Origin of the sequence: Pseudomonas sp. BS3767, from assembly GCF_900099665.1 — a bacterium.
GTDB lineage: Bacteria > Pseudomonadota > Gammaproteobacteria > Pseudomonadales > Pseudomonadaceae > Aquipseudomonas > Aquipseudomonas cerasi.
Genome location: NZ_FNCX01000006.1, coordinates 272,358 through 298,520, shown reverse-complemented (window position 1 = coordinate 298,520; position 26,163 = coordinate 272,358). Strand labels below are relative to the sequence as shown.

At 56.3% G+C, this 26,163-nt stretch carries 19 protein-coding genes and 1 tRNA gene; 11 read left to right on the top strand and 9 right to left on the bottom strand.

Annotated elements, in window-relative coordinates:
* Positions 1–34 precede the first annotated feature (34 nt).
* Complete coding sequence (locus BLR16_RS18850) at positions 35–1,498, bottom strand: glyceraldehyde-3-phosphate dehydrogenase (protein WP_003371610.1); 1,464 nt, start codon at positions 1,496–1,498, stop codon at positions 35–37.
* A gap of 190 nt (positions 1,499–1,688) precedes the next feature.
* Here BLR16_RS18850 and mfd point away from each other — a divergent pair, with 190 nt between their 5' ends.
* The 3 genes from mfd (at position 1,689) to BLR16_RS18835 (ending at position 8,497) form a co-directional block, all read left to right on the top strand.
* Entirely contained in the window at positions 1,689–5,141 is a 3,453-nt protein-coding gene (gene mfd / locus BLR16_RS18845; RefSeq protein ID WP_003436628.1) for a transcription-repair coupling factor, read from the top strand.
* An 11-nt stretch (positions 5,142–5,152) separates the two neighbouring features.
* Complete coding sequence (locus BLR16_RS18840; protein ID WP_003436629.1) at positions 5,153–5,677, top strand: CsiV family protein; 525 nt, start codon at positions 5,153–5,155, stop codon at positions 5,675–5,677.
* A 75-nt stretch (positions 5,678–5,752) separates the two neighbouring features.
* The gene (locus tag BLR16_RS18835; protein ID WP_074808048.1) at positions 5,753–8,497 is read left to right on the top strand and encodes a DEAD/DEAH box helicase; all 2,745 of its coding nucleotides are present in this window, start codon (positions 5,753–5,755) and stop codon (positions 8,495–8,497) included.
* A 13-nt stretch (positions 8,498–8,510) separates the two neighbouring features.
* Here BLR16_RS18835 and BLR16_RS18830 read toward each other — a convergent pair whose 3' ends face one another.
* Positions 8,511–9,077 carry a cysteine hydrolase family protein gene (locus tag BLR16_RS18830; protein ID WP_003371601.1) on the bottom strand — a complete coding sequence of 189 codons (567 nt, stop codon included), beginning with the start codon at positions 9,075–9,077 and terminating at the stop codon, positions 8,511–8,513.
* Positions 9,078–9,190: 113 nt separating this feature from the next.
* On the opposite strand from BLR16_RS18830, the gene BLR16_RS18825 reads away from it, so the two are divergent.
* Positions 9,191–9,940 (top strand): 3-oxoacyl-ACP reductase family protein, encoded by a 750-nt coding sequence (locus tag BLR16_RS18825; RefSeq protein WP_003436634.1) that lies wholly within the window; start codon positions 9,191–9,193, stop codon positions 9,938–9,940.
* A gap of 178 nt (positions 9,941–10,118) precedes the next feature.
* A tRNA-Ser gene (locus BLR16_RS18820) sits at positions 10,119–10,208 on the top strand.
* 254 nt (positions 10,209–10,462) lie between these two features.
* Here BLR16_RS18820 and BLR16_RS18815 read toward each other — a convergent pair.
* Positions 10,463–10,648, bottom strand: a complete 186-nt coding sequence (locus BLR16_RS18815; RefSeq protein ID WP_004664555.1) for a hypothetical protein — start codon at positions 10,646–10,648, stop codon at positions 10,463–10,465.
* A gap of 1,184 nt (positions 10,649–11,832) precedes the next feature.
* On the opposite strand from BLR16_RS18815, the gene rbsK reads away from it, so the two are divergent.
* From rbsK to BLR16_RS18795, 3 genes are read left to right on the top strand one after another with little or no spacing between them, the layout of a single operon-like run.
* Positions 11,833–12,759, top strand: coding sequence for a ribokinase (rbsK, locus tag BLR16_RS18805; protein WP_074808045.1), 927 nt, complete (start codon positions 11,833–11,835; stop codon positions 12,757–12,759).
* A gap of 29 nt (positions 12,760–12,788) precedes the next feature.
* Positions 12,789–14,120, top strand: coding sequence for an L-fucose:H+ symporter permease (gene fucP / locus BLR16_RS18800; RefSeq protein WP_060708867.1), 1,332 nt, complete (start codon positions 12,789–12,791; stop codon positions 14,118–14,120).
* Positions 14,117–15,184 carry an aldose 1-epimerase family protein gene (locus BLR16_RS18795; protein ID WP_074808042.1) on the top strand — a complete coding sequence of 356 codons (1,068 nt, stop codon included), beginning with the start codon at positions 14,117–14,119 and terminating at the stop codon, positions 15,182–15,184. Before fucP ends, BLR16_RS18795 begins: the two co-directional genes overlap by 4 nt.
* A 5-nt stretch (positions 15,185–15,189) precedes the next feature.
* Here BLR16_RS18795 and deoR read toward each other — a convergent pair whose 3' ends face one another.
* Entirely contained in the window at positions 15,190–15,954 is a 765-nt protein-coding gene (deoR, locus tag BLR16_RS18790) for a DNA-binding transcriptional repressor DeoR (protein ID WP_032609997.1), read from the bottom strand.
* Positions 15,955–16,062: 108 nt separating this feature from the next.
* Between deoR and deoC the strand changes: the two genes are divergently transcribed.
* Entirely contained in the window at positions 16,063–16,743 is a 681-nt protein-coding gene (gene deoC / locus BLR16_RS18785; protein WP_074808039.1) for a deoxyribose-phosphate aldolase, read from the top strand.
* Positions 16,744–16,777: 34 nt separating this feature from the next.
* On the opposite strand, the gene BLR16_RS18780 is transcribed toward deoC, so the two are convergent.
* The 3 genes from BLR16_RS18780 to BLR16_RS18770 all read right to left on the bottom strand — a co-directional run bounded on the left by BLR16_RS18780 (position 16,778) and on the right by BLR16_RS18770 (position 20,139).
* Entirely contained in the window at positions 16,778–17,026 is a 249-nt protein-coding gene (locus tag BLR16_RS18780) for a hypothetical protein (RefSeq protein ID WP_032698248.1), read from the bottom strand.
* A gap of 516 nt (positions 17,027–17,542) precedes the next feature.
* Positions 17,543–18,397, bottom strand: a complete 855-nt coding sequence (locus BLR16_RS28945; RefSeq protein WP_232917510.1) for a hypothetical protein — start codon at positions 18,395–18,397, stop codon at positions 17,543–17,545.
* Positions 18,391–20,139: an ATP-binding protein gene (locus BLR16_RS18770; RefSeq protein ID WP_074808035.1), complete on the bottom strand. Its 1,749-nt coding sequence runs from the start codon at positions 20,137–20,139 to the stop codon at positions 18,391–18,393. The genes BLR16_RS28945 and BLR16_RS18770 overlap by 7 nt, the downstream gene beginning before the upstream one ends.
* A gap of 539 nt (positions 20,140–20,678) precedes the next feature.
* Here BLR16_RS18770 and BLR16_RS18765 point away from each other — a divergent pair.
* On the top strand, positions 20,679–22,613 hold the full coding sequence (locus BLR16_RS18765; protein ID WP_232917511.1) for a hypothetical protein: 1,935 nt from the start codon (positions 20,679–20,681) through the stop codon (positions 22,611–22,613).
* 501 nt (positions 22,614–23,114) lie between these two features.
* Here BLR16_RS18765 and BLR16_RS18760 read toward each other — a convergent pair.
* Both BLR16_RS18760 and BLR16_RS18750 read right to left on the bottom strand, forming a co-directional pair.
* Positions 23,115–24,101: a GTP pyrophosphokinase gene (locus BLR16_RS18760; protein ID WP_074808029.1), complete on the bottom strand. Its 987-nt coding sequence runs from the start codon at positions 24,099–24,101 to the stop codon at positions 23,115–23,117.
* Positions 24,102–25,007: 906 nt separating this feature from the next.
* Complete coding sequence (locus BLR16_RS18750) at positions 25,008–25,265, bottom strand: DUF1652 domain-containing protein (protein WP_065350221.1); 258 nt, start codon at positions 25,263–25,265, stop codon at positions 25,008–25,010.
* A 215-nt stretch (positions 25,266–25,480) separates the two neighbouring features.
* Between BLR16_RS18750 and BLR16_RS18745 the strand changes: the two genes are divergently transcribed.
* Positions 25,481–25,984, top strand: a complete 504-nt coding sequence (locus BLR16_RS18745; RefSeq protein ID WP_058396589.1) for a cupin domain-containing protein — start codon at positions 25,481–25,483, stop codon at positions 25,982–25,984.
* Positions 25,985–26,163 lie beyond the last annotated feature (179 nt).

The window sequence follows — 26,163 nt, the reverse complement described above, 5'->3', positions numbered from 1 at the left end:
CCCAGTCAGACCGGGCAGCTCAAGCGTTCAACGTTTACTGCGGGAATGCTGGCGGATTGACGTCTGCCATGTCTTCCATCACGCGAACTACCTGATGGCTGTAACCGAATTCGTTGTCGTACCAGACGTACAGCACAACGCGGTTGTCATTGACGATGGTCGCTTCGGCGTCCACCACACCGGCGTGACGCGAGCCGACGAAGTCAGTGGAGACCACTTCCTGCGAGTTCACGAAGTCGATCTGCTTGTGCAGGTCCGAGTGGAGCGCCATGTAGCGCAGGTACTCGTTCATTTCTTCGCGAGTGGTCTGCTTCTCGAGGTTGAGGTTGAGAATGGCCATGGACACGTTCGGCGTCGGAACGCGAATAGCGTTGCCGGTCAGCTTGCCGGCCAGCTCAGGCAATGCCTTGGCAGCAGCGGTAGCGGCACCGGTTTCGGTGATGACCATGTTCAATGCAGCGCTACGGCCACGACGGTCGCCCTTGTGGAAGTTGTCGATCAGGTTCTGGTCGTTGGTGTACGAGTGAACCGTTTCGACGTGACCGTTGGTGATGCCGAACTTGTCGTTGACCGCCTTGAGCACCGGCACGATGGCGTTGGTGGTGCAGGATGCCGCCGAGACGATCTTGTCGTCCGCAGTGATTTCACCGTGGTTGATACCGTGCACGATGTTCTTCAGCTTGCCCTTGCCCGGCGCGGTCAGGACCACGCGGTCGATGCCCGGGCAGGCCAGATGCTGACCCAGACCGTCGGCATCACGCCATACACCGGTGTTGTCCACCAGCAGAGCGTCCTTGATACCGTACTGGGTGTAATCCACCTCGGACGGGTTCTTGGCGTAGATCACCTGAATCAGGTTGCCGTTGGCGGTGAGCGTGCTGTTGGCTTCGTCGATGGTGATGGTGCCATCGAACGGACCGTGAACCGAGTCACGGCGCAGCAGGCTGGCGCGCTTGACCAGATCGTTTTCCGCGCCCTTGCGGACCACGATGGCGCGCAGACGCAGGCCGTCGCCACCACCGGTCTTCTCGATCAGGATCCGCGCCAGCAGGCGGCCGATACGACCGAAACCGTACAGCACGACATCGGTGCCCTTGCGTGGGCTGGTGCCCTGCTGACCCACTACACTGGCCAGTTCTTCGCGAACGAACTGCTCTGGCGTGCGGCCATTGCCTTCGGTCTTGAACTTCACGGCCAGCTTGCCCAGGTCCACCGAAGCGGCACCCAGCTTGAGCTCGCTCATCGCCTTGATCAGCGGGAACGTCTCGTGTACGGACAACTCAACCGCATCGGACTGACGATGACGCGCAAAGCGGTGAGCTTTGAGAATCGCGATGACTGAACGGTTGATCAGGCTACGGCCATAGATCGAGCTCACCACATTATTATTGCGGTAGAGCTGACCGATGAGCGGGATCATCGCTTCGGCGAGAGCTTCACGATCAATCCATTCACCAAGACACTGGTCGGGCTTCTGAGTCACGGGAACCTTCCACATGTAGGGGCTGAAAAAAGGGGCTACATTATGACCGCGCCTTTGTTTATGAGCAATGCACGGCTGTCATATCGACGCGCACTACATAATTTTCGCCCGTAAACACTCGGTAATACTCCGGAAAACTGACAGCCACCACCTTCCCCCGTTACAATCGCCGCCCCTGTTGCAACGCCTGGAGCCCGACCTTCCCGTGCCAGTTCTGCGTCTACCGCATCTTTCTGCCGCTGCAGGCAAACAACACTGGGGCAATCTTCCCGGTGCCACACTGAGCCTGGCCATTGCCGAAGCCGCCAGCGCGGCGAAGCGCTTCACCCTGCTCCTGACCGCCGACAGCCAAAGCGCCGAGCGGCTCGAGCAAGAGCTGAAGTTTTTTGCGCCTACGCTGCCGGTTCTGCACTTCCCGGACTGGGAAACCCTGCCCTACGACCTGTTTTCGCCGCACCAGGACATCATTTCCCAGCGTATTGCCAGCCTCTATCGCCTGCCGGAACTGGAGCATGGCGTTTTGGTAGTTCCCATCACCACCGCCCTACACAGACTGGCGCCGACCAAATTCCTGCTCGGCAGCAGCCTGGTGCTGGATGTTGGCCAGAAGCTCGATGTGGAAGCCATGCGTACGCGTCTGGAAGCCAGCGGCTACCGGTATGTGGACACGGTCTACGAACACGGCGAGTTCACCGTGCGCGGGGCGCTGATCGATCTGTTCCCGATGGGCAGCAAGCTGCCGTTTCGTATCGACCTGTTCGACGATGAGATCGAAACGCTGCGTACCTTCGACCCGGACACTCAGCGCTCCATCGACAAGGTCGAGTCGGTACGCCTGTTGCCCGCCCGTGAATTCCCGCTGCAGAAAGAGGAAGTCACACGCTTCAAGGCGCGCTTTCGCGAGCGCTTCGACGTGGACTTCCGGCGCAGCCCGATTTTCCAGGACTTGAGCAGCGGCATCACGCCTGCCGGCATCGAGTACTACATCCCGTTGTTCTTCGAGGAAACCTCGACGCTGTTCGATTACCTGCCGCAGGACACCCAGGTGTTCTCCCTGCCGGGCATCGAACAGGCTGCCGAGAACTTCTGGAACGACGTGCGCAACCGCTATGAAGAACGCCGCGTCGATCCGGCCCGGCCGCTGCTGCCGCCAGCCGAGTTGTTTCTCCCGGTAGAGGACTGCTTCGCGCGCCTGAAAAACTGGCCGCGCGTGGTCGCCAGCCAGCAGGATGTCGACGCCGGTGCCGGACGCGAGCGCTTCCCGGCGCAGTCCCTGCCGGACCTGTCCATCGAAGCCAAGGCCACTCAACCACTGGCGGCCCTGTCGAATTTTCTGGATGACTTCCCCGGTCGCGTTCTGTTCACCGCCGAGTCCGCCGGGCGCCGGGAAGTGCTGCTGGAACTGCTCGAACGCCTCAAGCTGCGACCCAAGACCGTCGACAGCTGGCTGGACTTCGTCGACGGCAAGGACCGGCTGGCGATCACCATCGCGCCGCTTGACGAAGGCCTGCTGCTGGAACAGCCAGCCCTGGCGCTTATCGCAGAAAGCCCGCTGTTCGGCCAGCGCGTCATGCAACGCCGTCGCCGCGAAAAGCGCACCGACGGCGGCAATAACGATGCAGTCATCAAGAACCTCACCGAGCTGCGCGAAGGCGCGCCGGTGGTGCACATCGATCATGGTGTAGGTCGTTATCTCGGGCTCGCGACCTTGGAAGTTGAAAACCAGGTCGCCGAATTCCTGATGCTGGCCTACGCCGAAGACGCCAAGCTGTACGTCCCGGTCGCCAACCTGCACCTGATTGCCCGCTACACCGGCAGCGACGATGAAACCGCGCCGCTGCACCGCCTGGGCTCGGAAACCTGGCAGAAAGCCAAGCGCAAGGCTGCCGAGCAGGTGCGTGACGTGGCGGCCGAGCTGCTGGATATCTACGCGCGTCGCGCAGCCCGCGAAGGTTATGCGTTTGCCGACCCGAAAGCCGATTACGCGACCTTCAGCGCAGGCTTCCCGTTCGAAGAAACACCGGACCAGCAGACCACCATCGATGCCGTGCGCGCCGACATGCTGGCGCCCAAGCCGATGGATCGGCTGGTCTGTGGCGACGTGGGCTTCGGCAAGACCGAGGTGGCCATGCGCGCTGCCTTCATCGCCGTGCATGGCGGGCGTCAGGTGGCCATTCTGGTGCCGACCACCCTGCTCGCCCAGCAGCACTACAACAGTTTCCGCGACCGTTTCGCCGACTGGCCGGTGACCGTCGAGGTGATGAGCCGCTTCAAGTCGGCCAAGGAAGTCAGCGCCGCGGTTGCCGATCTGGCCGAGGGCAAGATCGACATCGTTATCGGGACGCACAAGCTGTTGCAGGATGACGTCAAGATCAAGAACCTCGGTCTGGTGATCATCGACGAAGAACACCGGTTTGGCGTGCGCCAGAAGGAACAGCTCAAGGCGCTGCGCAGCGAGGTCGATATTCTGACCCTGACTGCAACGCCGATCCCGCGCACCCTGAACATGGCCGTGTCGGGCATGCGTGATCTGTCGATCATCGCCACGCCACCGGCGCGCAGGCTGTCGGTGCGCACTTTCGTGATGGAGCAGAACAAGCCGACCATCAAGGAAGCCCTGCTGCGCGAGCTGTTGCGCGGCGGTCAGGTCTATTACCTGCACAACGACGTCAAGACCATCGAGAAATGCGCCGCCGACCTGGCCGAGCTGGTGCCGGAGGCGCGTATCGGCATCGGCCACGGGCAGATGCGCGAGCGCGAACTCGAACAGGTGATGAGCGACTTCTACCACAAGCGCTTCAATGTGCTGATCGCCTCGACCATCATCGAGACCGGCATCGACGTACCGAGCGCCAACACCATCATCATCGAGCGCGCCGACAAGTTCGGTCTTGCCCAGTTGCACCAGTTGCGCGGTCGCGTCGGGCGCAGTCACCACCAGGCCTATGCCTACCTGCTGACCCCGCCACGCAAACAGATCACCCCGGATGCCGAAAAGCGTCTGGAAGCGATTGCCAACACCCAGGACCTGGGCGCGGGCTTCGTGCTCGCCACCAACGACCTGGAGATCCGTGGCGCAGGCGAACTGCTCGGTGACGGCCAGAGCGGCCAGATCCAGGCGGTGGGCTTCACCCTGTACATGGAAATGCTCGAGCGCGCGGTGAAGTCGATTCGCAAGGGCGAGCAGCCCAATCTCGACCAGCCGCTGGGCGGCGGACCGGAAATCAACCTGCGCGTGCCGGCACTGATCCCCGAAGCCTACCTGCCGGATGTGCATACGCGCCTGATTCTCTACAAGCGCATTGCCAACGCCGCTGACGAAGAGGCCCTCAAGGACCTGCAGGTCGAAATGATCGACCGCTTCGGCCTGCTTCCGGAGCCGACCAAGAATCTGGTGCGTATCACGCTGCTCAAACTGCACGCCGAACAGCTGGGCATCCGGAAAATCGACGGTGGCCCGCAAGGTGGCCGTATCGAGTTCGCGGCCGAGACGCCGGTTGACCCACTGACCCTGATCAAGCTGATCCAGAGCCAGCCCAACCGCTATAAGTTCGAAGGTGCCACGCTGTTCAAATTCATGGTTCCCATGGAGCGCCCGGAAGAGCGCTTCAACACGATCGAAGCGCTGCTTGAGCGCCTGACCCCGAAAACTGCTTGAAGGATTCACGCATGCGTCTGTTTCGTTCATTGATCCTGCTGCTGACGCTGATCGCGCCGACCGCGTTCGCCGACGGCCTGTATCAGGTCGAGATTCTGCTGTTTCGCCAGAACGGCGAGCCGGCCTCGACCCGCCAGCTTGTACCGGAAAACTGGGACAAGGGCGCACAGAAGATCGACGCGAACGATGAACGAAGCCCCGCCCTCAATGATCTGGCGAGCAAACTGCAAGGCAGTGGCAACTATGAAGTGCTGATGCAGCGCGCCTGGCAGCAGAGCATCGGCAGCGAACCGGGCAAAGTCGCCATCACCAATGGTGAAGAGCGGCTTGGGCATTTCCCGATCGAAGGTACAGTGAGTCTGGCGATGGCACGCTTCACCGATATTGGTGCACAATTCTGGGTCAACCAGCTGGACCCGCATGGCGTGGTCATCAGCAGTGAACGATTGAAGCAGACTGCCAGGGTAAAGAACGGTGAGCTGACCTATCTGGACAACGGCAACCTCGCGTTGCTGATCAAGGTTTCTCCTCTTTGATCTTTACGTACGCAAGGGACGCCCGGGCGTCCCCTTTCTTTTTGAGCATCGCTGCGGCGTAGGGCTTTTTAAAACTTGTCGTCCATTCTCGAAAAAGTCCTGGCTGCGGCCTGGACAGACCTATTCCACGAGCGAACGCTTGAGCGAGGGCGCGACTACGCCCGGCAAAAACGCATCGTGCTGGAAGACTCCAGCCCGCAGATCATCCGCACCGCCTGTCGGGGCTCGGGCCTGGAAATCTATACCCAGACACTGCTGTTCAAGGACCCCGATCGCTACAAGAATTACCTGACCTGCAAATGCACCTGCCCGGTTCGCAACGATTGCAAACATTGCGTGGCCGCCCTGCTGTTTCTGCAGGACCCGCAAAACCGTCCGTTGCTGCAGGCCGCACTGGCCTCGCACCAGCAAGAGCCGGAAAAGCCCGTCGAGCAAAAACCCAGGCTGCCGGAGCGCCTGATCGATGACCTGCAGCCACGGCCCAGGCTGATTCTGGCCAGCATCGAGTTCAGTGCCTACGAGCCGCGCAACGGGCGCATGCAGCGGCACATTCAGCACCGTGCCGCGCTGGCCTTTGCCTACGGCAAGCATTACGCGGTCGGCACCACCAACGTCAGCATTCTGGTCAGTTCGCTGGGCAGCGATCTGGTGAATCAGAAAAGCGACATCATCGAACACACCGACACCGAAACCCTGCGCATCCGTCGTCAGGGCGAACGGGAGCGGCAGTTGCGTCAGGAACTGGCCGACCTGGGCTTCAAGGTCGCCACCCGGCAAAGCAAGGCGTTGCCCGACAGCGCCGGCGACATGTACGAACTGCCCAACGACAAGGCCTGGCTGCACTTTGTCCTTGATGACCTGCCGCGACTGCGCGAGCAAGGCTGGGAAATCGACATTCAGGACGAGTTCGGTTTCGACGTCACGCCGGTGGAAGACTGGTACGCGGTCATCGACGAAGAGAACGAACGCGACTGGTTCGACCTGGAACTGGGCATCATCGTCAACGGCGAGCGCCTGAGCCTGCTGCCGATTCTGATCAACCTGATCCGCAGCCATCCCGAACTGATGAGCCCGTCGGCCGTGGCCAAGCGCGGGGACGAAGAACAATTGCTGGTGCAGCTCAACCACTTCACGCAAAGCGGCGGCAGCCCGGTACAGATCGCCCTGCCCTATGGCCGACTCAAGCCGGTACTGGCGACGCTGGGGGACTTCTACTGGCGTCAGGAGGGCAACAACGCGCTGCGCATGAGTAAAGCCGATGCGGCGCGCCTTACCCAGCTCGAAGACCTGCCGCTGACCTGGCAGGGCGGCGACCGCCTGCGTCACTTTGCCGAACGCCTGATCAACATCAAGGACGCGCCGGTCAGCCTGCCCGATGGCCTGAACGCCACGCTGCGCCCGTATCAGCTGGAAGGCCTGAGCTGGATGCAGTCGCTGCGCGAGCTGGAAGTCGGCGGTGTGCTGGCCGACGACATGGGCCTGGGCAAGACCCTGCAGACCCTCGCTCATCTGCTGATGGAAAAACAGGCCGGACGCCTCGACCGCCCGGCGCTGGCGGTCATGCCGACCAGCCTGATACCCAACTGGCTGGACGAGTCCGAGCACTTCACCCCGGATTTGAAAGTGCTGGCTCTGTACGGCGCCAATCGCCACCAGGACGCCGGCAATCTTCAGGATTACGACCTGATCCTGACCACCTACGCGCTGTTGCCACGGGACCTGGAACTGCTCGAAAAACAGCCCTTCCACGTGCTGATTCTCGATGAAGCGCAGTACATCAAGAACCCCAACAGCAAGGCCGCCCAGGCCGCACGCAACCTCAACGCCCGCCAGCGTCTGTGCCTGAGCGGCACGCCATTGGAAAACCACCTGGGCGAGCTGTGGTCGCTGTTTCACTTCCTGATGCCCGGTTGGCTGGGCAACAGCAAGGAATTCAACAGCAATTACCGCACGGCGATCGAAAAGCACGGCAACCAGGACCGCTTGCATCACCTCAATGCGCGCATCAAGCCGTTCCTGCTGCGTCGCACCAAGGAACAGGTCGCGACCGAACTGCCACCCAAGACCGAGATCATCCACTGGGTAGACCTCAACGACGCGCAGCGCGATGTGTACGAAACCGTGCGCCTGGCGATGGATAAAAAGGTCAGGGACGAAATCACCCGCAAAGGCGTGGCACGCAGCCAGATCATCATTCTCGAAGCGCTGCTCAAGCTGCGTCAGGTTTGCTGCGACCTGCGTCTGGTCAATCAGGACATGCCGGTCAACAGCAAACAGGGCACCTCAGGCAAGCTCAACAGCCTGATGGAGATGTTCGAAGAACTGCTGGCCGAAGGTCGCAAGATTCTGTTGTTCTCGCAGTTCACTTCGATGCTCAGCCTGATCGAGGAAGAGCTCAAGCAACGCGGTATCGCCTACGCCCTGCTGACCGGGTCGACTCGCGATCGCCGCACACCGATCCATGATTTCCAGAGTGGCAAGCTGCCGATCTTCCTGATCAGCCTCAAAGCAGGCGGCACCGGCCTCAACCTGACCGCCGCCGATACGGTGATCCACTACGACCCGTGGTGGAACCCGGCAGCGGAAAATCAGGCGACCGACCGCGCGTACCGTATCGGCCAGGACAAGCCGGTGTTCGTCTACAAGATGATCGCGCGCGGCACCGTGGAAGAGAAAATCCAGCGCCTGCAACGGGAAAAATCAGCGCTGGCCTCGGGCGTGCTCGACGGCCGTACAACCGGCGACTGGAAACTGCGCGATGAAGACCTGCAGGCCCTGTTCGCGCCATTGCCCGCCGCGCCGAAGAAAACCCGCAAGTAAGCCCGTCAGGCGCTCATTCGACAGCAACCTGCTGGAGAATTTGCGCCGTGGACAGGACCGTGGCGTATTCACCGTGCAGGTTGGCCAGCGACATTGCATGCACGTCCTCGGCACTGCGCGGCGTGCCGAAGAAGTCCTGTTGATCGAAGGTAAAGCAGGCATCGTGCGCGACCAGCACATCAAACCCCAGATTGCCGCCACTGCGCGCGGTGGACTCGACCGAATTGTTGGTGATCACGCCGACAATCACCACCTGCCCAATCCCGTCCGAACGTAACCACATCTCCAGAAACGATCCGCAAAACGCGTCAGGCACCTGCTTGCTCAATTCCCGCTCATCGGCGTGCGGCAAGAACGCTGGCTGGTACTCGACCCCCGACTGCTCCGGCCAGAACACTGATTGCGGCGACGTCGAGAAATGCCGGACATGAATCACCGGCCGCCCGGATTGTCGCCAGGCACTCAGCAGCGCGCCGATATTCGCCTCGGCCTGCGGATTGTTACGCCGCCCCAGCTTGGGGTGATTGATGCCCTGCTGCATGTCGATCAGGATCAGCGCGCTGTTGCCTTGAATATCCATGATGAATCAGTCCGAACTTTTGGTTCAGCAAGACTATCGCAATCAAGGTCTATTCTGGTCGCAATCGTCGATAGGCTCAGGCCTGTCCGAGACCTGCCCCCAAGGAGAACATCATGATCGAACACCTTAAACTCGCCGGCAAAGTAGCGCTCGTGCAGGGCGGCTCACGCGGTATCGGCGCGGCCATCGTCCAGCGCCTGGCCAAAGAAGGCGCTGCCGTGGCGTTTACCTACGTCAGCTCCGAGGTCAACGCTCTGGAGATTCAGGACAGCATCGTCGCCAACGGCGGCCGGGCCCTGGCCATTCGCGCAGACAGCGCCGACGAAAAAGCCATCCGCCAGGCCGTACAGACCACCGCCGAGACCCTAGGCAGGCTGGATATTCTGGTCAACAACGCCGGCATTCTGGCCATTGCGCCGCTCAATGAATTCAGCATGCAGGACTTCGACAAAACTCTGGCAATCAACGTGCGCAGCGTGTTCATCGCCAGCCAGGAAGCCGCTCGGCACATGGAAGAAGGCGGCCGCATCATCAACATCGGCAGCACCAACGCCGATCGCATGCCCTTTGCGGGCGGTGCCACGTACGCCATGAGCAAGTCGGCGCTGATCGGCCTGACCAAAGGCATGGCCCGCGACCTCGGCCCGCAGGGCATCACCGTCAACAACGTCCAGCCCGGCCCGGTGGACACCGACATGAACCCGGCGCAGGGCGAATTCGCCGAAACCCTGAAAGCACTGATGGCCCTGCCCCGCTATGGCACAAGCGAAGAAATCGCCAGCTTCGTTGCCTACCTCGCTGGGCCGGAAGCGAGCTACATCACCGGTGCCAGCCTGACCATCGATGGCGGCTTTAGCGCCTGAACTTCACGAGACGAGCGGCGCTGCGCCTCAGCGCCGCACCGCCTTCTTGGGCTTTTCAGTGGCACATAAGCGTTTATTTGCTTAAGCGCATGAAAAATCTGAAAAAAAGTTTTGCGTTAGGAAAAGGTTTCGACTACATTAGCGCGCCTCGACAGACACAACGTTGTCGTCGAGATACGGTGAGGTGTCCGAGTGGCTTAAGGAGCACGCCTGGAAAGTGTGTATACAAGAAATTGTATCGAGGGTTCGAATCCCTCCTTCACCGCCATATTTGAAATACACAAAACCCCTGAATTCCTCAACGAATTCAGGGGTTTTTTGGTTTCCGGGGTCTGAAAAAGTGATCGTTGGACGCTCATGGGACAGAGCTGGGACAGAGCAGAAATTAAGGGTGGCAATGCCAAGGACGTCGGACACGATGATGCGGCGTGAAGATGCGACCGTTTGACCGCATCTTCACAGGCATGCACAGGCTTGAAGCATATGTTACTTTTACCGCATATCGCGTGTATCGTAAAAAACTCAACCTTCGCCGCCACCGCCGCACGAAATCAGTTCAATAAGTCCCATTTGATACCATTTATTCTGGCAACTCCACCCGTGTTCAAATGTAAACGCACTTGCAGTGCCGCTGAATGCAACGCCCAATGCGAGCGCCAAGGCTATTCCAATATTTCGCGAACGCACTTTCTTCATATTGTCTTTCATAAAATGCTCCATAGTTTTAGCAGGTAATGCGAGCCTGTAAAGGCTGCATGAACGTCACAATACCCTACCGACTTTAACGCTTTATTGTCGGCACTCAAGGTACACTGCAGCGGCCCTAAACTGTGACCAGGCAAACAGCGACCCTAAGTCAGCTGTATGATTTTTGATTTAGAGATGCGCTTCTCTATGGCACATTTGAGTACTAAAACCCAATACGATCAATAGCACGAATGGGCTAATAGCCTCATGCCACAAGGTCAGGCAGCACACGCGTCACCGATGTCAGAATATTTGTCACCTCTCCGGTTTTTCCTAGGGTTTTTCTGAAAAGTACTAGATTGCCGTCAGAAATCGCGTCCACAAGCTTTTCTGATTGTCAGATCCTGTTTCTGCCATCCTGGCTGCACCGCTTTGCGGATCTAGAAGATGAAGTACTACAGCCCCGATGGATCGTTGATTTGCAGGGTGTATGCCCAATTTCGTAGTGCCTTGGTCTGGCTCACTTTGCACTTCGGTGAATCAGACCAAGTATCAATACTGGCAGCTGCTTGGGCAGCCGATAACGGATCGGACAGAACGTGCGTGGTCGCTGGCTGATCGGATCAATAATCGGTTCACCAGCAGAATTTTTCTCCGCGCTGTATTTGCGCGAAAAGCAGTGATATGAAAACGTGACGTGCACCGCCAAAGTTTCCTGGCCAGCCTACTGACGATTTCGAAGAAAAACGACATGTTCAAAAGAGTCGACCAAAAGCTGTGGGTCAGATGTGTCCAAGAAATTGTTGACGACTTAAAAAGCGGTCAGGTGCAACCGACTAAAACATCCAAGATTGCACTAATTTAGTCACCCTTTTCCTTCCGAGTCCTATATCGGACAGGTTCGAATCCCTGCTTCACCGCCATACTTGAAACACACAAACCCCCTGAATTCATTTAAGAATTTCAGGGGTTTAGTGGTTTATGGGCCTGAAAAAATGGTCGTGGGATCGATTGCTTAGCAGCATGCCTCACACGCGGCCACCCCTTTCTCCAATCCGGAACGGCCACCCAAACGCCCTACAGGCGTTTTGATAGCGCACGCTCACATCAAAAAATAAAGATTGAATCCTCACAGAAAATGTTATTTAAATAACATAAATAAAGCCGTCGAGGCTTCCATCGGCGCTGGTGAGGTCAAAATAACAATGAGCAAGATTGCAGTCATCGGCAGCAACATGGTCGACCTGATCACTTACATCGAACGCATGCCTGCCCAAGGCGAGACGCTCGAAGCACCGCGTTTTGCCATGGGCTGCGGCGGCAAGGGTGCCAATCAGGCCGCTGCCGCAGCGCTGTTGGGCGCGGACGTGCTGATGCTCAGCAAGGTCGGCGACGATGCTTTTGCTGATACCACCCTGGCCAATTTTCAACGGCTGGGTATTGATACGCGCTTCGTTGAACGGGTGCCGGGCGTGTCGAGCGGCGTGGCGCCGATCTTCGTTCAGGAGAACTCCCACAACAGCATTCTCATCGTCAAAGGCGCCAATGCCCACCTGAGCCCGACTGATATCGACCGCGCCGAGGCGCAGCTGCGCGATTGCGCGTTGATTGTGCTGCAACTGGAAGTCGAGTTGGCGACCGTTTACCACGCCATCGCCTTCGCTCACCGGCATGCCATCCCGGTGCTGCTCAATCCGGCGCCGGCCTTGGCCGGCCTGAGCCGCGAGCACCTGGCGCAACTGGACTTCCTGATCCCCAACGAAAGCGAGCTGGCATTGATCAGCGGCCAGCCGGTGACGTGCGCCGAAGAGGCAGCTCAGGCGGCACGGCAATTGGTCACGCTGGGTGTACGCCACGTCATCGTCACCCTGGGCGAACAAGGGGCGCTGTACGTCGGCGCCGAAGGCGAATGGCAGGTGCCAGGGGTCAAGGTTCAGGCGCGTGACACCACCGGTGCCGGTGACGCCTTCATTGGCTGCTTCGCCCGGCACTGGAGTCAGGACGGAAATATTCGCCAGGCCATGCACCAGGCGGTGGCCTACTCGGCCTGCTCGGTCACCGGCCTCGGCACGCAATCTTCTTACCCCGATGCGCCGACGTTTGCGCGCTTCCTCGATGCATCGGCCAACTGACACTCACCAGCATCTCGCGGAGAACAATAATGAATAAGCCTGCGCTGCAACAAACCCCGGACGGGTTCTACCTGAACCGCACGCCGTGGTTCGCCTTCATCCTGCTCTGCAGCATCTTCGCCCTGTGGGCGGCGGCCGCGAGCATGAACGATGTACTCATCGCGCACTTCAAGAAGGCCTTCCTGCTCAGCGACTTCCAGACCGCTTTCGTCCAGTCGGCGTTCTATCTGGGCTACTTTTTCGTCGCCATTCCGGCGGCACTGGTGGTGCGCCGCTTCAGCTACAAGACCACCATCCTCATCGGCCTGATGCTGTACCTGTTCGGCTGCGCCCTGTTCTTTCCAGCAGCGTCGACCGCCAAGTACGGCATGTTCCTGATGGCGCTGTTCGTCATCGCCGCCGGCCTGTCGTTTCTCGAGACCGCGTGCAACACCTATTCGACACTGATGGGGCCACGGGAAACCGGCACACGGCGCCTGAACATCTCGCAGACCTTCCACCCGTTCGGCGCAATGACCGGGGTATACGTCGGCAGCTTCGTGATGTTCAAGGACACCGACGCCACCAGCGAACAGTTGGCCCAGATGAGCGCCAGCGAGGCAGCAGCGCAGCAATTGCAAATGATCCAGTCGACCCTGCTGCCGTACAAATGGATGATCGCGGTACTCATATTGATGTTCATCCTGATCGCCATCACCCGCTTCCCCGCGTGCAAGGGCAACGGCACCGTCAGCGAATCACGTTCGAGCATCGGCCAGAGCCTCGGCCGCCTGCGTCGCAATCCGCGCTTCTGCTTCGGTGTACTGGCGCAGTTCCTCTACGTGGGCGCGCAGGTCGGGGTGTGGAGCTTTACTATTCGCCTGGCCATGCAAATGGGCGGCATGAACGAGCGCAGTGCCTCGTGGTTCCTGCTGACCACCTTTGCCGCCTATTTCATCGGCAAGATGATCGCCAACCTGCTGATGCGCAAAATGCATCCGGCCAAAGTTCTCGCGGTGTATGGCGTGCTGTGCATCGCGCTGCTGGCCTACACCATCCTGGTGCCGAATATCACTGCGGTGTATGCCGCCGTAGGGGTCAGTGTGTTTCTCGGGCCTTGCTGGCCGACCATCTATGGTCTGACCATTGACGGTCTCGGCGAGGACACCGGTGTCGGCGGCTCGTTGCTGGTGATGAGCATCGTTGGCGGTGGCGTGATGCCGATCTTCCAGGGCCTGCTCAGCGATGCCAATGGCGGCAACATGCAGATTGCCTACAGCGTGCCACTGCTGTGCTTCGTGGCTATCGTGATGTACGCAGTGTACTGCATGCGTCAGCCGCAACCGGTGCTGGGTGGCTCGGCCACGGCGGTGGCGCAATGAGTGGCGAAACGTTGCGCCTGCCGCTCTACCCTCAGCTCTGGGACCAGACCAGCCGGCTGCTGCTCGAATCCGCGAATTTCAGCGTGCGTGCCTGGACCTACCCCAGCGGGGTCAAGGCGCTTTCACTGGAAAACAGCCGCGGCAAGCTGGTGATCCTGCCCTGGCAAGGGCAAATGATCTGGTCGGCCGAATTCGACGGCGTTGATTTGACCATGCTCAATATGTTCACCCAGCCGCGGCCCAGTGCCAGTGTGATCGGCACCTACGGCTGTTTCATGTTTCACAGCGGCCTGCTGCGCAACGGTTGCCCGGGGCCCGAGGATGACCATGCGCTGCACGGCGAAATGCCCTGCGCACCAATGGACGATGCCTGGCTGCAAACAGGCGAAGACGAGCACGGTGCGTATCTGCGACTCGGCGGCACTTGTGAATACGTGCAGGGCTTCGGCGACCATTACCGGGCCAGGCCGAGCGTGACCCTGCGCCCTGCCAGCGGGCTGTTCGAGATCGGCATGCAGGTGGTCAATCTGGCCGGCAAGCCCATGGACCTGATGTACATGGCGCACATGAACTACGCCTACGTCGACGGCGCCCGCCTCACCCAGCCCTTGGGCTGCGAGCGCACACGGGTGCGTGCCAGCGTGCCGGCCCATGTGCGGCCGACGCCGACCTGGAGCGCCTATATAGCAGAACTGAGCGAGGACCCGACCCGCCTCAAGGTGCTCGACTCGCCCGCGCTGTATGACCCGGAGATCGTCTGCTTCTTCGACGACGTGCGCAGCGACGCTCAGGGGCAGGCGCACTTCTTCCTTGATCATCCCGACGGCGCAGCGTTCTACACCCGCTACAGCCCCCGGCAATTTGAACATGCCGCGCGCTGGATCCTGCATAACACCGATCAACAGGTGGCGGCCTTCATCTTGCCGGCTACCTGTGAACCGGAGGGCTACCGCGCCGAACTCGCCAAAGGCAACGTGCGCAGCCTCGCGCCCGGTGCCAGCGCCGAGTTCAGCCTGACCACCGGTTACCTGAACGCCGCCGAACGCCGGGCGCTGCAACCGTGATGCCTCTAGATTACAAGCTGCGCCCCGCTCGCCTCGATGGCCTCGCGGTAGCTACGCGGGATTTTCTTGTCGCTGACCACGCAATGGAAATCGCTCAAGGCACCGAAGTGCGCAGTGCGTACGGCGTCGAATTTGGAGTGATCGGCCAGCAGCAGGCTTTGCCGGGCCTGGCGCATGACCTTCTGCTTGACCTCCACCTCGTGGAAATTGAAGCAGGTGACACCGCAGTCCAGGCTGACCCCGGCCGCCGAAACAAAGGCCCAGGTCAGGCGCACGCCATCGAGGATGCTGGTTTCGGCATGGCTCTCGAACACCTGGTTCTTGCGGTGGAACATGCCGCCGCACAGGACGATGCTGCAGTTGGGTTTCTGTTGCAGCTTGAGCAGCACGTTGAGCGAGTTGCACACCGCGGTGAACTCCAGCTCGTCGGGGATGAAATCGACCACGAAGGGGATCGTCGTGCCACAGTCGAAAAACACCGTGTCGCCAGGCCGGATGAAGGTGGCGGCCAGCTTGCCGATGCGGCGCTTCTCCTCGACATGACGGGTGTCCTGCTCGCTGACCCGGTAATCCCCCGGTTCAGGATCATCGTGGGCGCGGGTGATGTAGCCGCCCAGCAGCCGTAACTGCTCGGGGTGGCGGCTGAGGTCACGGCGCAGGGTCATTTCGGACACATCGAGCAGCGCCGCCATCTCCCGCAGATGGATGGCTTTCTGATCTTGCAGGGCCTGTTGAATCTGTTTGATGCGGTCGTTTTTCTTGACGTCCATGGGCATCCCGGCAATCCGTTGGAGGTGTCGCTAGAGTAACACCAAGTGTTAATTTTTTAACTTATGGGTATCCACCCAAGTGTTTTTACTGATGACAGGAATCCCTTGATGAATTCACTCGAACCCGCTGCACTGGCCCAGGCCATCGATCACACCTTGTTGGCGGCGGATGCCAGCCGAGAGCAGATTGCCACACTTTGCGCCGAAGCCCGGGAGCACGGTTTCTACTCGGTGTGCGTGAACTCCAGCCAAGTGCCTTTTGCCGCTCGACAACTGGCCGGCTCTGCCGTGAAGGTCTGTGCGGTGGTGGGCTTTCCGCTGGGCGCCGGGCTGAGTGCCAGCAAGGCGTCGGAAGCCGCCCTGACGATCGCTGCCGGAGCTCAGGAAATCGACATGGTGCTGAACATCGGCTGGCTCAAGGACGGCCTGTTCGATGAGGTCCGCGACGATATCGCCGCAGTGCTGCAAGCCTGTGGCAAGGTGCCGCTCAAGGTGATCCTGGAAACCTGCCTGCTCGATGAGGCGCAGAAGGTCCGCGCCTGCGAGATCTGTCGCGACTTGGGCGTGGCATTCGTCAAGACCTCCACCGGCTTCAGCCGCAGTGGTGCAACGCTCGAGGATGTGGCGCTGATGCGCCGGGTGGTCGGCCCTGACATCGGCGTCAAGGCGTCTGGCGGCGTGCGCGACGTGGCCACGGCCAGAGCGATGATTGAAGCCGGCGCAACACGCCTGGGGACCAGTTCCGGGATTGCGATCGTGACAGGCGCAGGCACCGGGGCAGGCTATTGAGTCTGCGGGCTTTGAGCATCAAAGCCCGCTGCACTTAGCTCAGATCGATCACACCGGTCATGGCCGTGAAATGGCTTTGCTTGTGCTGAACCTTGTCGAGAACCTCCGCAGGGGTCGACTCGCGAAAGACCACCATGTGCCCGACGTCCTTGCCGCCCTCGGTCACGCGTTCGATATCGTTGATCATCCAGGTGGTCAGCTCTTCGGCCGTAATGCCCAGTTCGGCCGCTACTCGCTGGTGAAGGCGCTCGGCGTCGTATTGATTGAGTTGATCGCTGTTCATGGGGCTGGCTCCTTAAGGGGGGTTAAATTCAGGCCTCGGGAGGGCTTCACAGTTCAGTCGGGTTTGAACGGGCTGGGAATGAGCTATCATTTCGGCTTTGCACCAGGCTCCTGACACTCCGGGTATTTGCATATTTATCTTGCGCGGGGAGGCTTAAGGGAAGCTGTAAAACGAGAAAGCAATCAGCCGGAAGGCCATCACTATCAGACGCGGACGGATCGTGTACGGATTGGTAATCTGTGGCATCAACGACACGGAATCGACGATTTTTTCAACCTCGTCGTTAGACTAACAGCAAAAATCCAGGTAGAAAAAAGGCGCTTTGTCTTGACCGTATTTGATCAAAAAGCTGAGCAGCTATTTGGCCTGCCCTATCCATCATCAGCACCTGAGCCATTAGAGACCCAAGACATGGCCGCCTTGGGTCGGTGGCTGCCCGCTGTGATTGAGCTGCTATCGGCCAGAAGCGGTCATCGAGTGCAAAAGATTCAGGGTGATTCACCTTCCATAGAAAACCTATACTTGAGGAAGGTCCGGACTGTTTAATAAATAATCTACCAGGGCGTTGTCGCGCAGGACTCCGTCATAGAAAATGTGCCCCCAAGCATTCACGGACTTCAATGCTTCCATGTCTCTGAAGTCCTCAAGCCTTGAGCAGATGTCGGACCCCTTACTTCTCATAAGTTGTATATGCCGCAAAAGACGAAGATAAGCTTCGGAAAAGTAACGGGAGTAACGCGACGGGATGCTCAACTCTCGCAAGTGTCTCTCTATCAAAAAACGGCTGGCGTCAGATAGGCCGGCCGCCGCCCTAAGGTATATTGCTTCCGGTGCATTGTATGGGCCGTCAATGGTCAACTCGACAAGCTGAGTATCAATGAACGCATCAAAGTAGGGGTGCAAAAACAATCGCTCATTGTCAGTGCTCAGCAGCTTTGTCCCTTTGGCTCCCTGACAGATATCACACATCGGGAACAGGTTCACGGGACAGACAGCAAACTCTGGGTAGGTATCTTTGGGTAGGTAGTGATCCAAAGTGTTTGGTGTTCCATCCTCTCCACATGCAGGGCAATACGTTAATGTACGCCGTCTTAGCGCATCCAGAATGGGCTTTTGAACTGACTCAGCTCCAGGTGAAAGATAGAGATTCCTGAACCTGTCTCCTACCCCTTTAGCCCTCAAGTCAGGCCAAGGCGCTATAGCCTCAGGGTTTCCATTCACAGCAACGTAAAGGCCCACGCGCGCGCGCCACTCTGCGTGGATGGAGGTGAAATAGAGTCGATTGATGCCATTTTGTCGCTCCAGCACCAGTTGATCGACAATCTCAAGTTCACTTAGATGAAAATGCGGTAAGTCCAGACGTATCACCATTTACCCTCCGCCATCGCGTGAATCTGGATCAGCATTTCTTCGTTGATATTATCCCCAAGCGCATTTATCAAAGCGTCAGCAGATCCGTAATCCAGCAACTTGACTTTTAGCCATTCCTCGAATGGTTTTGAGACTGACTTATCGCCGAAAACGTAAGAGGAGATTCGCTGAATGTCACCGCCAAAAGTTTCAAACGGCGGATGATTTATGAACACTCCGTCGGGCGTGCGCTCGTACACGTGCACACAGTGTCTTGGAAGTTCTCGGACAGTAACAAGAGAATGCGTCGCGAGCAGGGCTTTCGAGGCATAGCTGGCCAAGAGCTGTTTAAGCATACCTATGAATGCAATCTCTAGTGTCGGATGCAGGAAAAGCTCAGGCTCATCTATCACGATCAAGCTGTTGCGGCGCATTGCCCCAAGAATGTTGGCGACAATGTATGAAAAAAGTCGCTGACCGGAGCTGAGTTGTACAGGCTGGCCATCCTTTATGAATACGATGCCGGAGCGATCATGCACGTACTTTTTCATACCATCGACTCTTAACGCATGCACTTCAGTTGGAACCACAAGCAGGTAGACCTCAGGCAAGTTGGCTTCACCTTCCTGTGGCTCGACCTCAATTAAACTTGAAACCCAAGTGGGCTCTTCAAAAAACGCGTCCTCCTCGAAGTGGCCGGTCATCCCAAGGGCAATCTCATCAAATTCTATGGCGTCTTGCAGAACGTCTTTGAGTGTCTTGATCTTCGCTGACCAAGTCTTGATCGCTCCATAACGCTGGTCATCAGCCACGCATTGTATGAGTGAGTAAGCCGCATTTCGACGCGGCCAATCTCGTGAGAGCCTTATGCCGTGACGCTCCTGGCCTAACTCATCGGTAATGGGGTAGAAGGCTCTGAGGCCAAAGTACTGATATACCCCCTGGTCAGATCGCTCCCCAGGGTCATAGTGGCGATCCCCCTCACTACTCATCGGAAACAATTCGAAAGGGCTGTAAGATACTACGACAACATGATTGATATTGACCGCTTCTTGAAAGCCCACGTCCTCCTTTTCGGTCGGATTGAGTTTGAGCCAAGATCTCACCAGTTGAATTAGGGTTTGAGATTTGCCTACACCATTTGGCCCTATCAGCACATTGATGTCATGCGGTAGCGGGCTATTCGCACCGAAATTGAGCTGCAGAGGCTGTACGACGCCCTCGGTGTCTTTGAAGTTGAACACCAAGTTGCCAATGCTAATTCCGAGCTGCTGGAAGAAACGCCATCCATCCAAAAAGGCAGCTACCGAAGCCCGCTCACGCTGTAGTGAGTTGGAGAAACCTTCGCTTTGGGTCAACCTCAGGCTATCAGGGTCAGCAGCGATGTGGACCATGAAGCTGGCGTCGCACAGAACCTGAGCAACCTCAGCGGCAGTCCTCAAATCAAGATGCCCATCAATCTGTTCGTAAAAAGTGAGCGAATGGGGTGTGGAGATATAGTGCACGCCCTGTACGGGAAATTTCCCATCCCAACCGTTAGCCACAAGCTCATCGAGAAAGCTAAAGGAAACCTTTTGTTCATCAAAAAGAATTCGGATAGGGCATAGCTCGACGACCTGACCGCTAATCCGACAATACGTCGGGAAGGTCGTCTTGAAGTTGAAATCGTCCCAGCGGTCAAATAGCAATAGGATTACGTCTGCATCAGAAGCGAGCAGCGCAGTGCGTTTGGCTTTATCGGTACCAACGTAGTAAACGTCCATGTCGTTTCCAATTGAAAAGCTACCCGCCGTTTGAATGCGGTTGAATGATCAAAGGCCGCCCGGAGACCGGCCCTAGAAGGTTCGATTGTTACTGCTGCTTAACGGCCAAGCGATGGCCGGTTCCCATATATTCAAGCAAGCTGCTTACTCTACGTCCTCTTGCATAAAAAACTCCCTAAGTGTAGCTGTGGTTAGGGCATCACGAAGGGCTGCTATGGATCGTTTGCAGCACTTCAGGAAAGGCAGTAATCGGGTGTGAGAGGAAAGCTCCAGCTTAGGCCGCTTGTGCTCATCCATGCGGCCCTATCAGCATACGAACGTCGTGAAATTTTACGCAATACCTTGCACCGTCTTTTCTGGAGCAATCGCACCGAAACATTCAGGTGACCCGGATATAATAGGTCCGTTTGAGCGAATGATGAGCAATCATCCATCTCCGAAAGCATAGCTTGAGTAGATTATTGCTATATCGCACGCCGCTTAGGTTAGCCTAAAGCTCTGGTAAGTCCGGCGCTAAATTTTTGGGAGATATGATTTTCATGAAGAAACCTCGCTGGTACCTGCCTCTCAGTGAAAATCTCAGCGCTGCGCTTTCAAGCGGGTTTTCTCTGGATGTGGTTCGTCTGTCTCGCTATGAGGTAGCTACGATTCTCTACGTGCTCCAGCTGCCTAAGCTGCCCGTCCGCTCGCCTCTGGAGATGGAGAGAGTGTTTGCAAATCTGCTGACTCATCACTCCGATAAGCTGAGATCGGCTTTGGCCGGGGCATACAGCCTAGTCGATTTTGAAGTGGGGCTTCTCCAAGCATTGGCAGTCGAGATCAGTCTGATGGACAAGGAATCGGTTGCTCGCCGTCAGTACATTCATCCCGATGGCACCTGGAATTTCGATTATGCGAAGCAACATACAGCTTCATTAGGTGCTATCAAATATGAGCATGTTCGCGCCAGCGGTTTGGTAGTAAAGCTAAGCGATCACCAGCTTCGGTTGGTTCAGAACATTAGGGCAAATATGGAGGATTCCATCGATGCCCAAGCTCACGCGGGCACCGGGAAATCCTTTGTGCTGAATGAGATACTGGCTCTTATGCCTGAGCGTAGAATCCTATTCCTCGCCGATGTGGAAGCGAAGCTAAAACCCATACGAGCTCGATTTTCCGAGGATCATGTCTGGGCGGTAACATTCAGGTGGATGGCTACCAGACTTCTGTCGGGTGGGAACAAGGCTCTTGAGAAGAGGTTGAAGGCGATTTCGAGATTGCCACTCTCTTATTCAGCGCTCGCAGAAAAGGCAGGGATCAGCTCAATCGGTAATCGTAATGCTGCCCGTGTGGCGGCTCTTTGCTGGTCGGTTATCGCCAAGTTTTGCTTTTCAAACGATGCCCGGATCACTATCAGTCATATACCCTACGATCAGGTCCGCTGGCTCTCGACTTCGGAACAAGAAATATTAGCGGCCGTGGCAGGAAAGCTTTGGTTCAAGATGACAAGCTTTGAGGAAGAGGAAGATCCACTTCCGGTGCGTGGCTACCACCGAGTTAAACAATTGGCTTTATCAAAGCTTAATTTACCTGAATCTATCGATACAGTAATTGTTGACGAAGGCCATGACTTGAGCGAGCCAATGGTCGATATCCTCGACAGGTCGCCTCAAACTGTAATTACTTTGGGGGACCAGTTCCAAAATCTGCAAGGGCGATACATAACCCATAACGCGAGGATCCGCCATCGCGAAATGGCTATCTCGTTACGAGCAGGCCCAGCATTGGCCGACTATATAAACCCACTTTTAGCTGATTTCCCAGACGCAAGCGCACTACCGTTTGTAGCTGATAAGGCGAAAGACACAGTGGTGGCTGACTATCGAGCGGACTCATTCCCTCCTGAACCCTCGGTAATTCTGGTGGCCGATGAATGGGGTATTTTCGACTGGTTAATTCGCAATCGTAATTCGAGCCAAGGTGCAGCGGTCATTGACTGGACCAATCAGTTCGAACCATTCCTAGAGGGATGCCTTTATTTATATATGCATGACAAGCGTCCGAGTCACGGGGCGATTGCTCGCTTCGGAAGCTGGGAACAATTGCATTCGGAAATGAAGTGGAACGACGCCTTTCTCAGGGTTGAGCAATGGCTCGAAGTTGTGGGTACCAAATTTGGTGTTTCCGGGCTTTACCAATGCGCAAAATTGGCTGAGCTCGCTGATGGAAAACCGTCACGTCCGTTGTTGGCCACAGTATTTACAGTGAAAAACTACGAGTTTCCGAGAATGGCAATTTCTGAGGACTTATACTATTTTTCTGATCTGAGAAGTAAAACCGAGCTGTCAAAAAAGCTATCATTGCTGTATACCGCTATCACAAGATCGTCTGGGAAAATCTACTTTCCGGATACGCATAATGAGAGAATTGCGACGATCTTGAGCTCTCAAAGCTTGAGAGCGAAGCCACTTAACCTTCCGCACCTGAATATATAAGTAACTGCTAACGCATTGAAGTTCATAATGCGTCGGACCAATGCTTCATGTAATCCCTCATGGTTTCGTAGATATTCTATCTGACCGCTTTAGCCGACTCTGTTGAAAAGGTCGATTTCTCAGGAAACCTGACGTTGAGCTGGCCCTATCAAAGAATCCATTCACCACTGTTAAGTGGCTTTTCGGTACTTCGTTGACCGTTGCTGCTTTTGTCAGAGGGTTGATTTAAGGGTTTTTGCTTGAAGCAGGCGTACTATCCTGTGGGAGGATCTGGCCAGTCGGCGCAGGTTCTGTACCGCAGCCGCTAACGTGAACTCATCCCTCGTAGTCGCAAGCGATCCAGTTTCAAGATGCGCTTGAGGTGGGGTACAAGACAACATCCGCTGCCATTTCTTTGGCTCTAGAGTATTAGTCTATAAATACATTTTTTGTAAAATCACGTCCGTGTTTAAGTATGGTTTTTGCATTGCGGGATCGCTCAAATATCAGTCTAATACTCGTCTAAATTTGCGAATTCAAGACCTGTCGATATTTATCTCTAGAGGCTCTAACGTAATCAGGCAACGTGTGTTCTCTGCTGTGATAGAAATCATCGCTTGTGAGATCTAGAATTGTTCTGATCACACCTGAGAACCCCCACATCGGCAGTTCGCTGTCAGCGCAATCAGCCTCTTCAACTTCCATGCCATTCAAAATAGGAATTGCATGTTCAATATTTTCAATTAGTTCTTTGAGGGTAAAGCCTGCCTCCCGAATATCTTCGAGTAAGCTAGGTATATCCTCATCATTGTAGTTTCGTTTATTAAAGTACCTATCACGTAGAGCTAGCAAACTGTCTGAATTAAGCTCATCTAGATTACTGAAGTCTTGATTCGATCTAGAAAAATCGTTTTTGTACTCGATTTTCATGTCTTTTATAGCATCAAATTGTTCGTCCGCTAATTCAATCAGTGCGCTAAGTCGGTTAAGCTTTCGGCGTAGCTGCGGCGGCACGTCAGATGCTCTTTTGTAAAGCAACTTATGGCTGATAGCGGACCAAGTATGCATAAGCATAGTACGGACCTGAATTTCGGCCTTCAATCCGTCGAGGCCTCTGGCGGCCGGGTGTGTCAACCACTCACTTTTTAATTTTACGACATAGTGAAATGATCTATAGCCAAATTGATTGTCGTCTAACTCATCTTGCTTATCTTCTTTGGAAACTATATCAAATTCATCGTCGATCAATTTGCAAGTTATGACAATATCGGTTTGATAGTAACAGATCACTCGAATTCCGCATAGGTCGTCGATATTTTCAATCTGTGCCTCATAGCCCTTTCTTGAGATTTTTTCGAGAAGGGAATTTTCATCCTTGATTCTGGATTCGATTGTGAATATAGGCACATTTTTTTGAGCAATCATGTCTTCCAAGGCGGCAACCAAATTACCTCTCAAACGTTCAACCTTCGGTTTTAATTCCCGATACTGTCGAATCAGTTCTGGCATGTTGCGTTCTGTCATTTTAATGCAATCCCCTGAAAGAGAAAAATATAGTTTTCCATAAATGGAACCCTAAACAATGTTGGCGCGCAATCTCTGCCATAAAGCGGTTCTTACCTACAAGGTTTGACCGCCTAGGTTAAATAGTAGCTATAATAGCAACCCAAACCAACCTTCGTTAGCAACCTCCACCGACCAGCACCTAGGAGCGTCCGATAGCGGTCGGTTGCCGCCGGCAAATTCAAGCCCAAGCGGAGACGCCTGCGACCCGACGCAATCCAGTCGATATTGCAAAGGCGATGTAGAACATATCAATCCTCGCCAACCAGCCTCCGGCGAAGAACGCCGCACAGGCCTTTTCTAAATCCATGCGGGTGAGCTTTTCGAACCTCTCCCAGCGTAGCTCACTCAATGGCAACGCCTCTGCGGCTGTACGAACTGAGGTAAAGGTGGGACATGACTTGCTGGCACCGTGATTGCGGTTCCCATCATTTTTGACGATCCATGTGCAAATGCGACTCCTGTCATCGGGCGCCGGTAGTTGTGCACAGTGTTGTGTATTCAAACCGCGAGCACCGCAGCTTTCCTTACGAGAGGGAATCAACCTCAGGCCCAACTCAAGGTTCGTTTCTCGGGAAAGCATCAAGTCATTGTCTTGGTGATGGAATCGCGAGGGTAGACGCTCCGGTATCGCACCACGCCATTGACGATTACTTGAGCCCCCCTCCTTCACCGCCATGTCGATAAACGCAAAGCCCCTAAATTCTGGGAGCAATTCAGGGGCTTTGTGGTTCTGACATATCAAAAATCGTCTGTCAGACGCCGCATGAGCGAATACACACGATAAGCCTGGCAGCGATAGGCCTTGCTGAATGCAATCAAATAACCCCAATCAAAATCCGAGCCCAGACCCTACGCCATCCGCCTCAGGGACAAATCCATCAACCCCATCAGGTCTCGTTGTTCTCTCAGCGAAAGCACCAGCCGTGCGATGGATCGGCTGCTGTCTACCTCGGACAGGGACAGCCCCGTTACGTAGAGCTGGATATCACCTGACTCGGGATGGAGAAGCTTCACCGAGAAGGTTTCATTTGGCGCTACGACGCACTCGCACCTGGAAGGCAGAAAAGCTGTCTCAAGAACGCGCTGAATGTCGGGTTTTGAAAACATGGTGCGTCCTCTGGTAAGGGCCAAATCGTGATTTGAAGTGTAGACGAGTTTCAGGTGAATAGGTTTCCGAGTTGCGCAACGGATGCATGCGGCGCGGCGGGCTTTTTGTGGCGGCTGCCTGGGGCTGTTTTTTCCTGATCGAGGTAACTGCCTGCAACACCTCACGCGCTCTGGTCTAAAGTACCCTCTTCTGAACTCATCGAGCGTCGACCGACATGAATGAACGCGCACGTGAACTGGCGTCTCGTCTGATTCGCAATTTCAATGAGGCTCACCTCGAACATGAAGTTCGTGAACCGCTCTATGAAAGCTCGGCAGCCCGCCTGGGCACAGGCACGGCCGCGCAAAAGCTGGGGGCCTCGATTGATGTCGTGGCGCCGGGCAAGCGCTCCTGCCCTTATCATTTTCATCATGTGCAGGAAGAGATGTTCGTGATCGTCGAGGGTGAAGGCAGTTTGCGTGTTGCGGGTGAGATGCTGCCGATCAGAACGGGTGACATCGTGTTTATCCCGGCTGGCTCCGAATATCCTCATCAGATAATCAACACCTCGCAGGCGCCGCTGAAGTACCTGTCGATCAGCACTCGGGAAACGCCGGAGGTTTGTGAATACCCGGACTCGGGGAAGTATCAGGCGATGGTTTCAGTGCAGGGAACCCGGGTGTTCACCGCCAACCAGCGGACCACGGAAAACCTCGATTACTGGGACGGCGAGCCGTGATTTGAATTGTTTGTAAATTGTATCTGGCAGTTCACGCTTTTTTCACGTTCGCGGGTTTATTGTTAACTCAATTCCCAGCAAGACCTTAAGCCCGCTACCCCCCATCGCGGGCTTTTCTTTGTCTGCGATTTGAGCATGCAGCGTCTGGCATGGGTCAAGAGACATCAGGGACACGACTG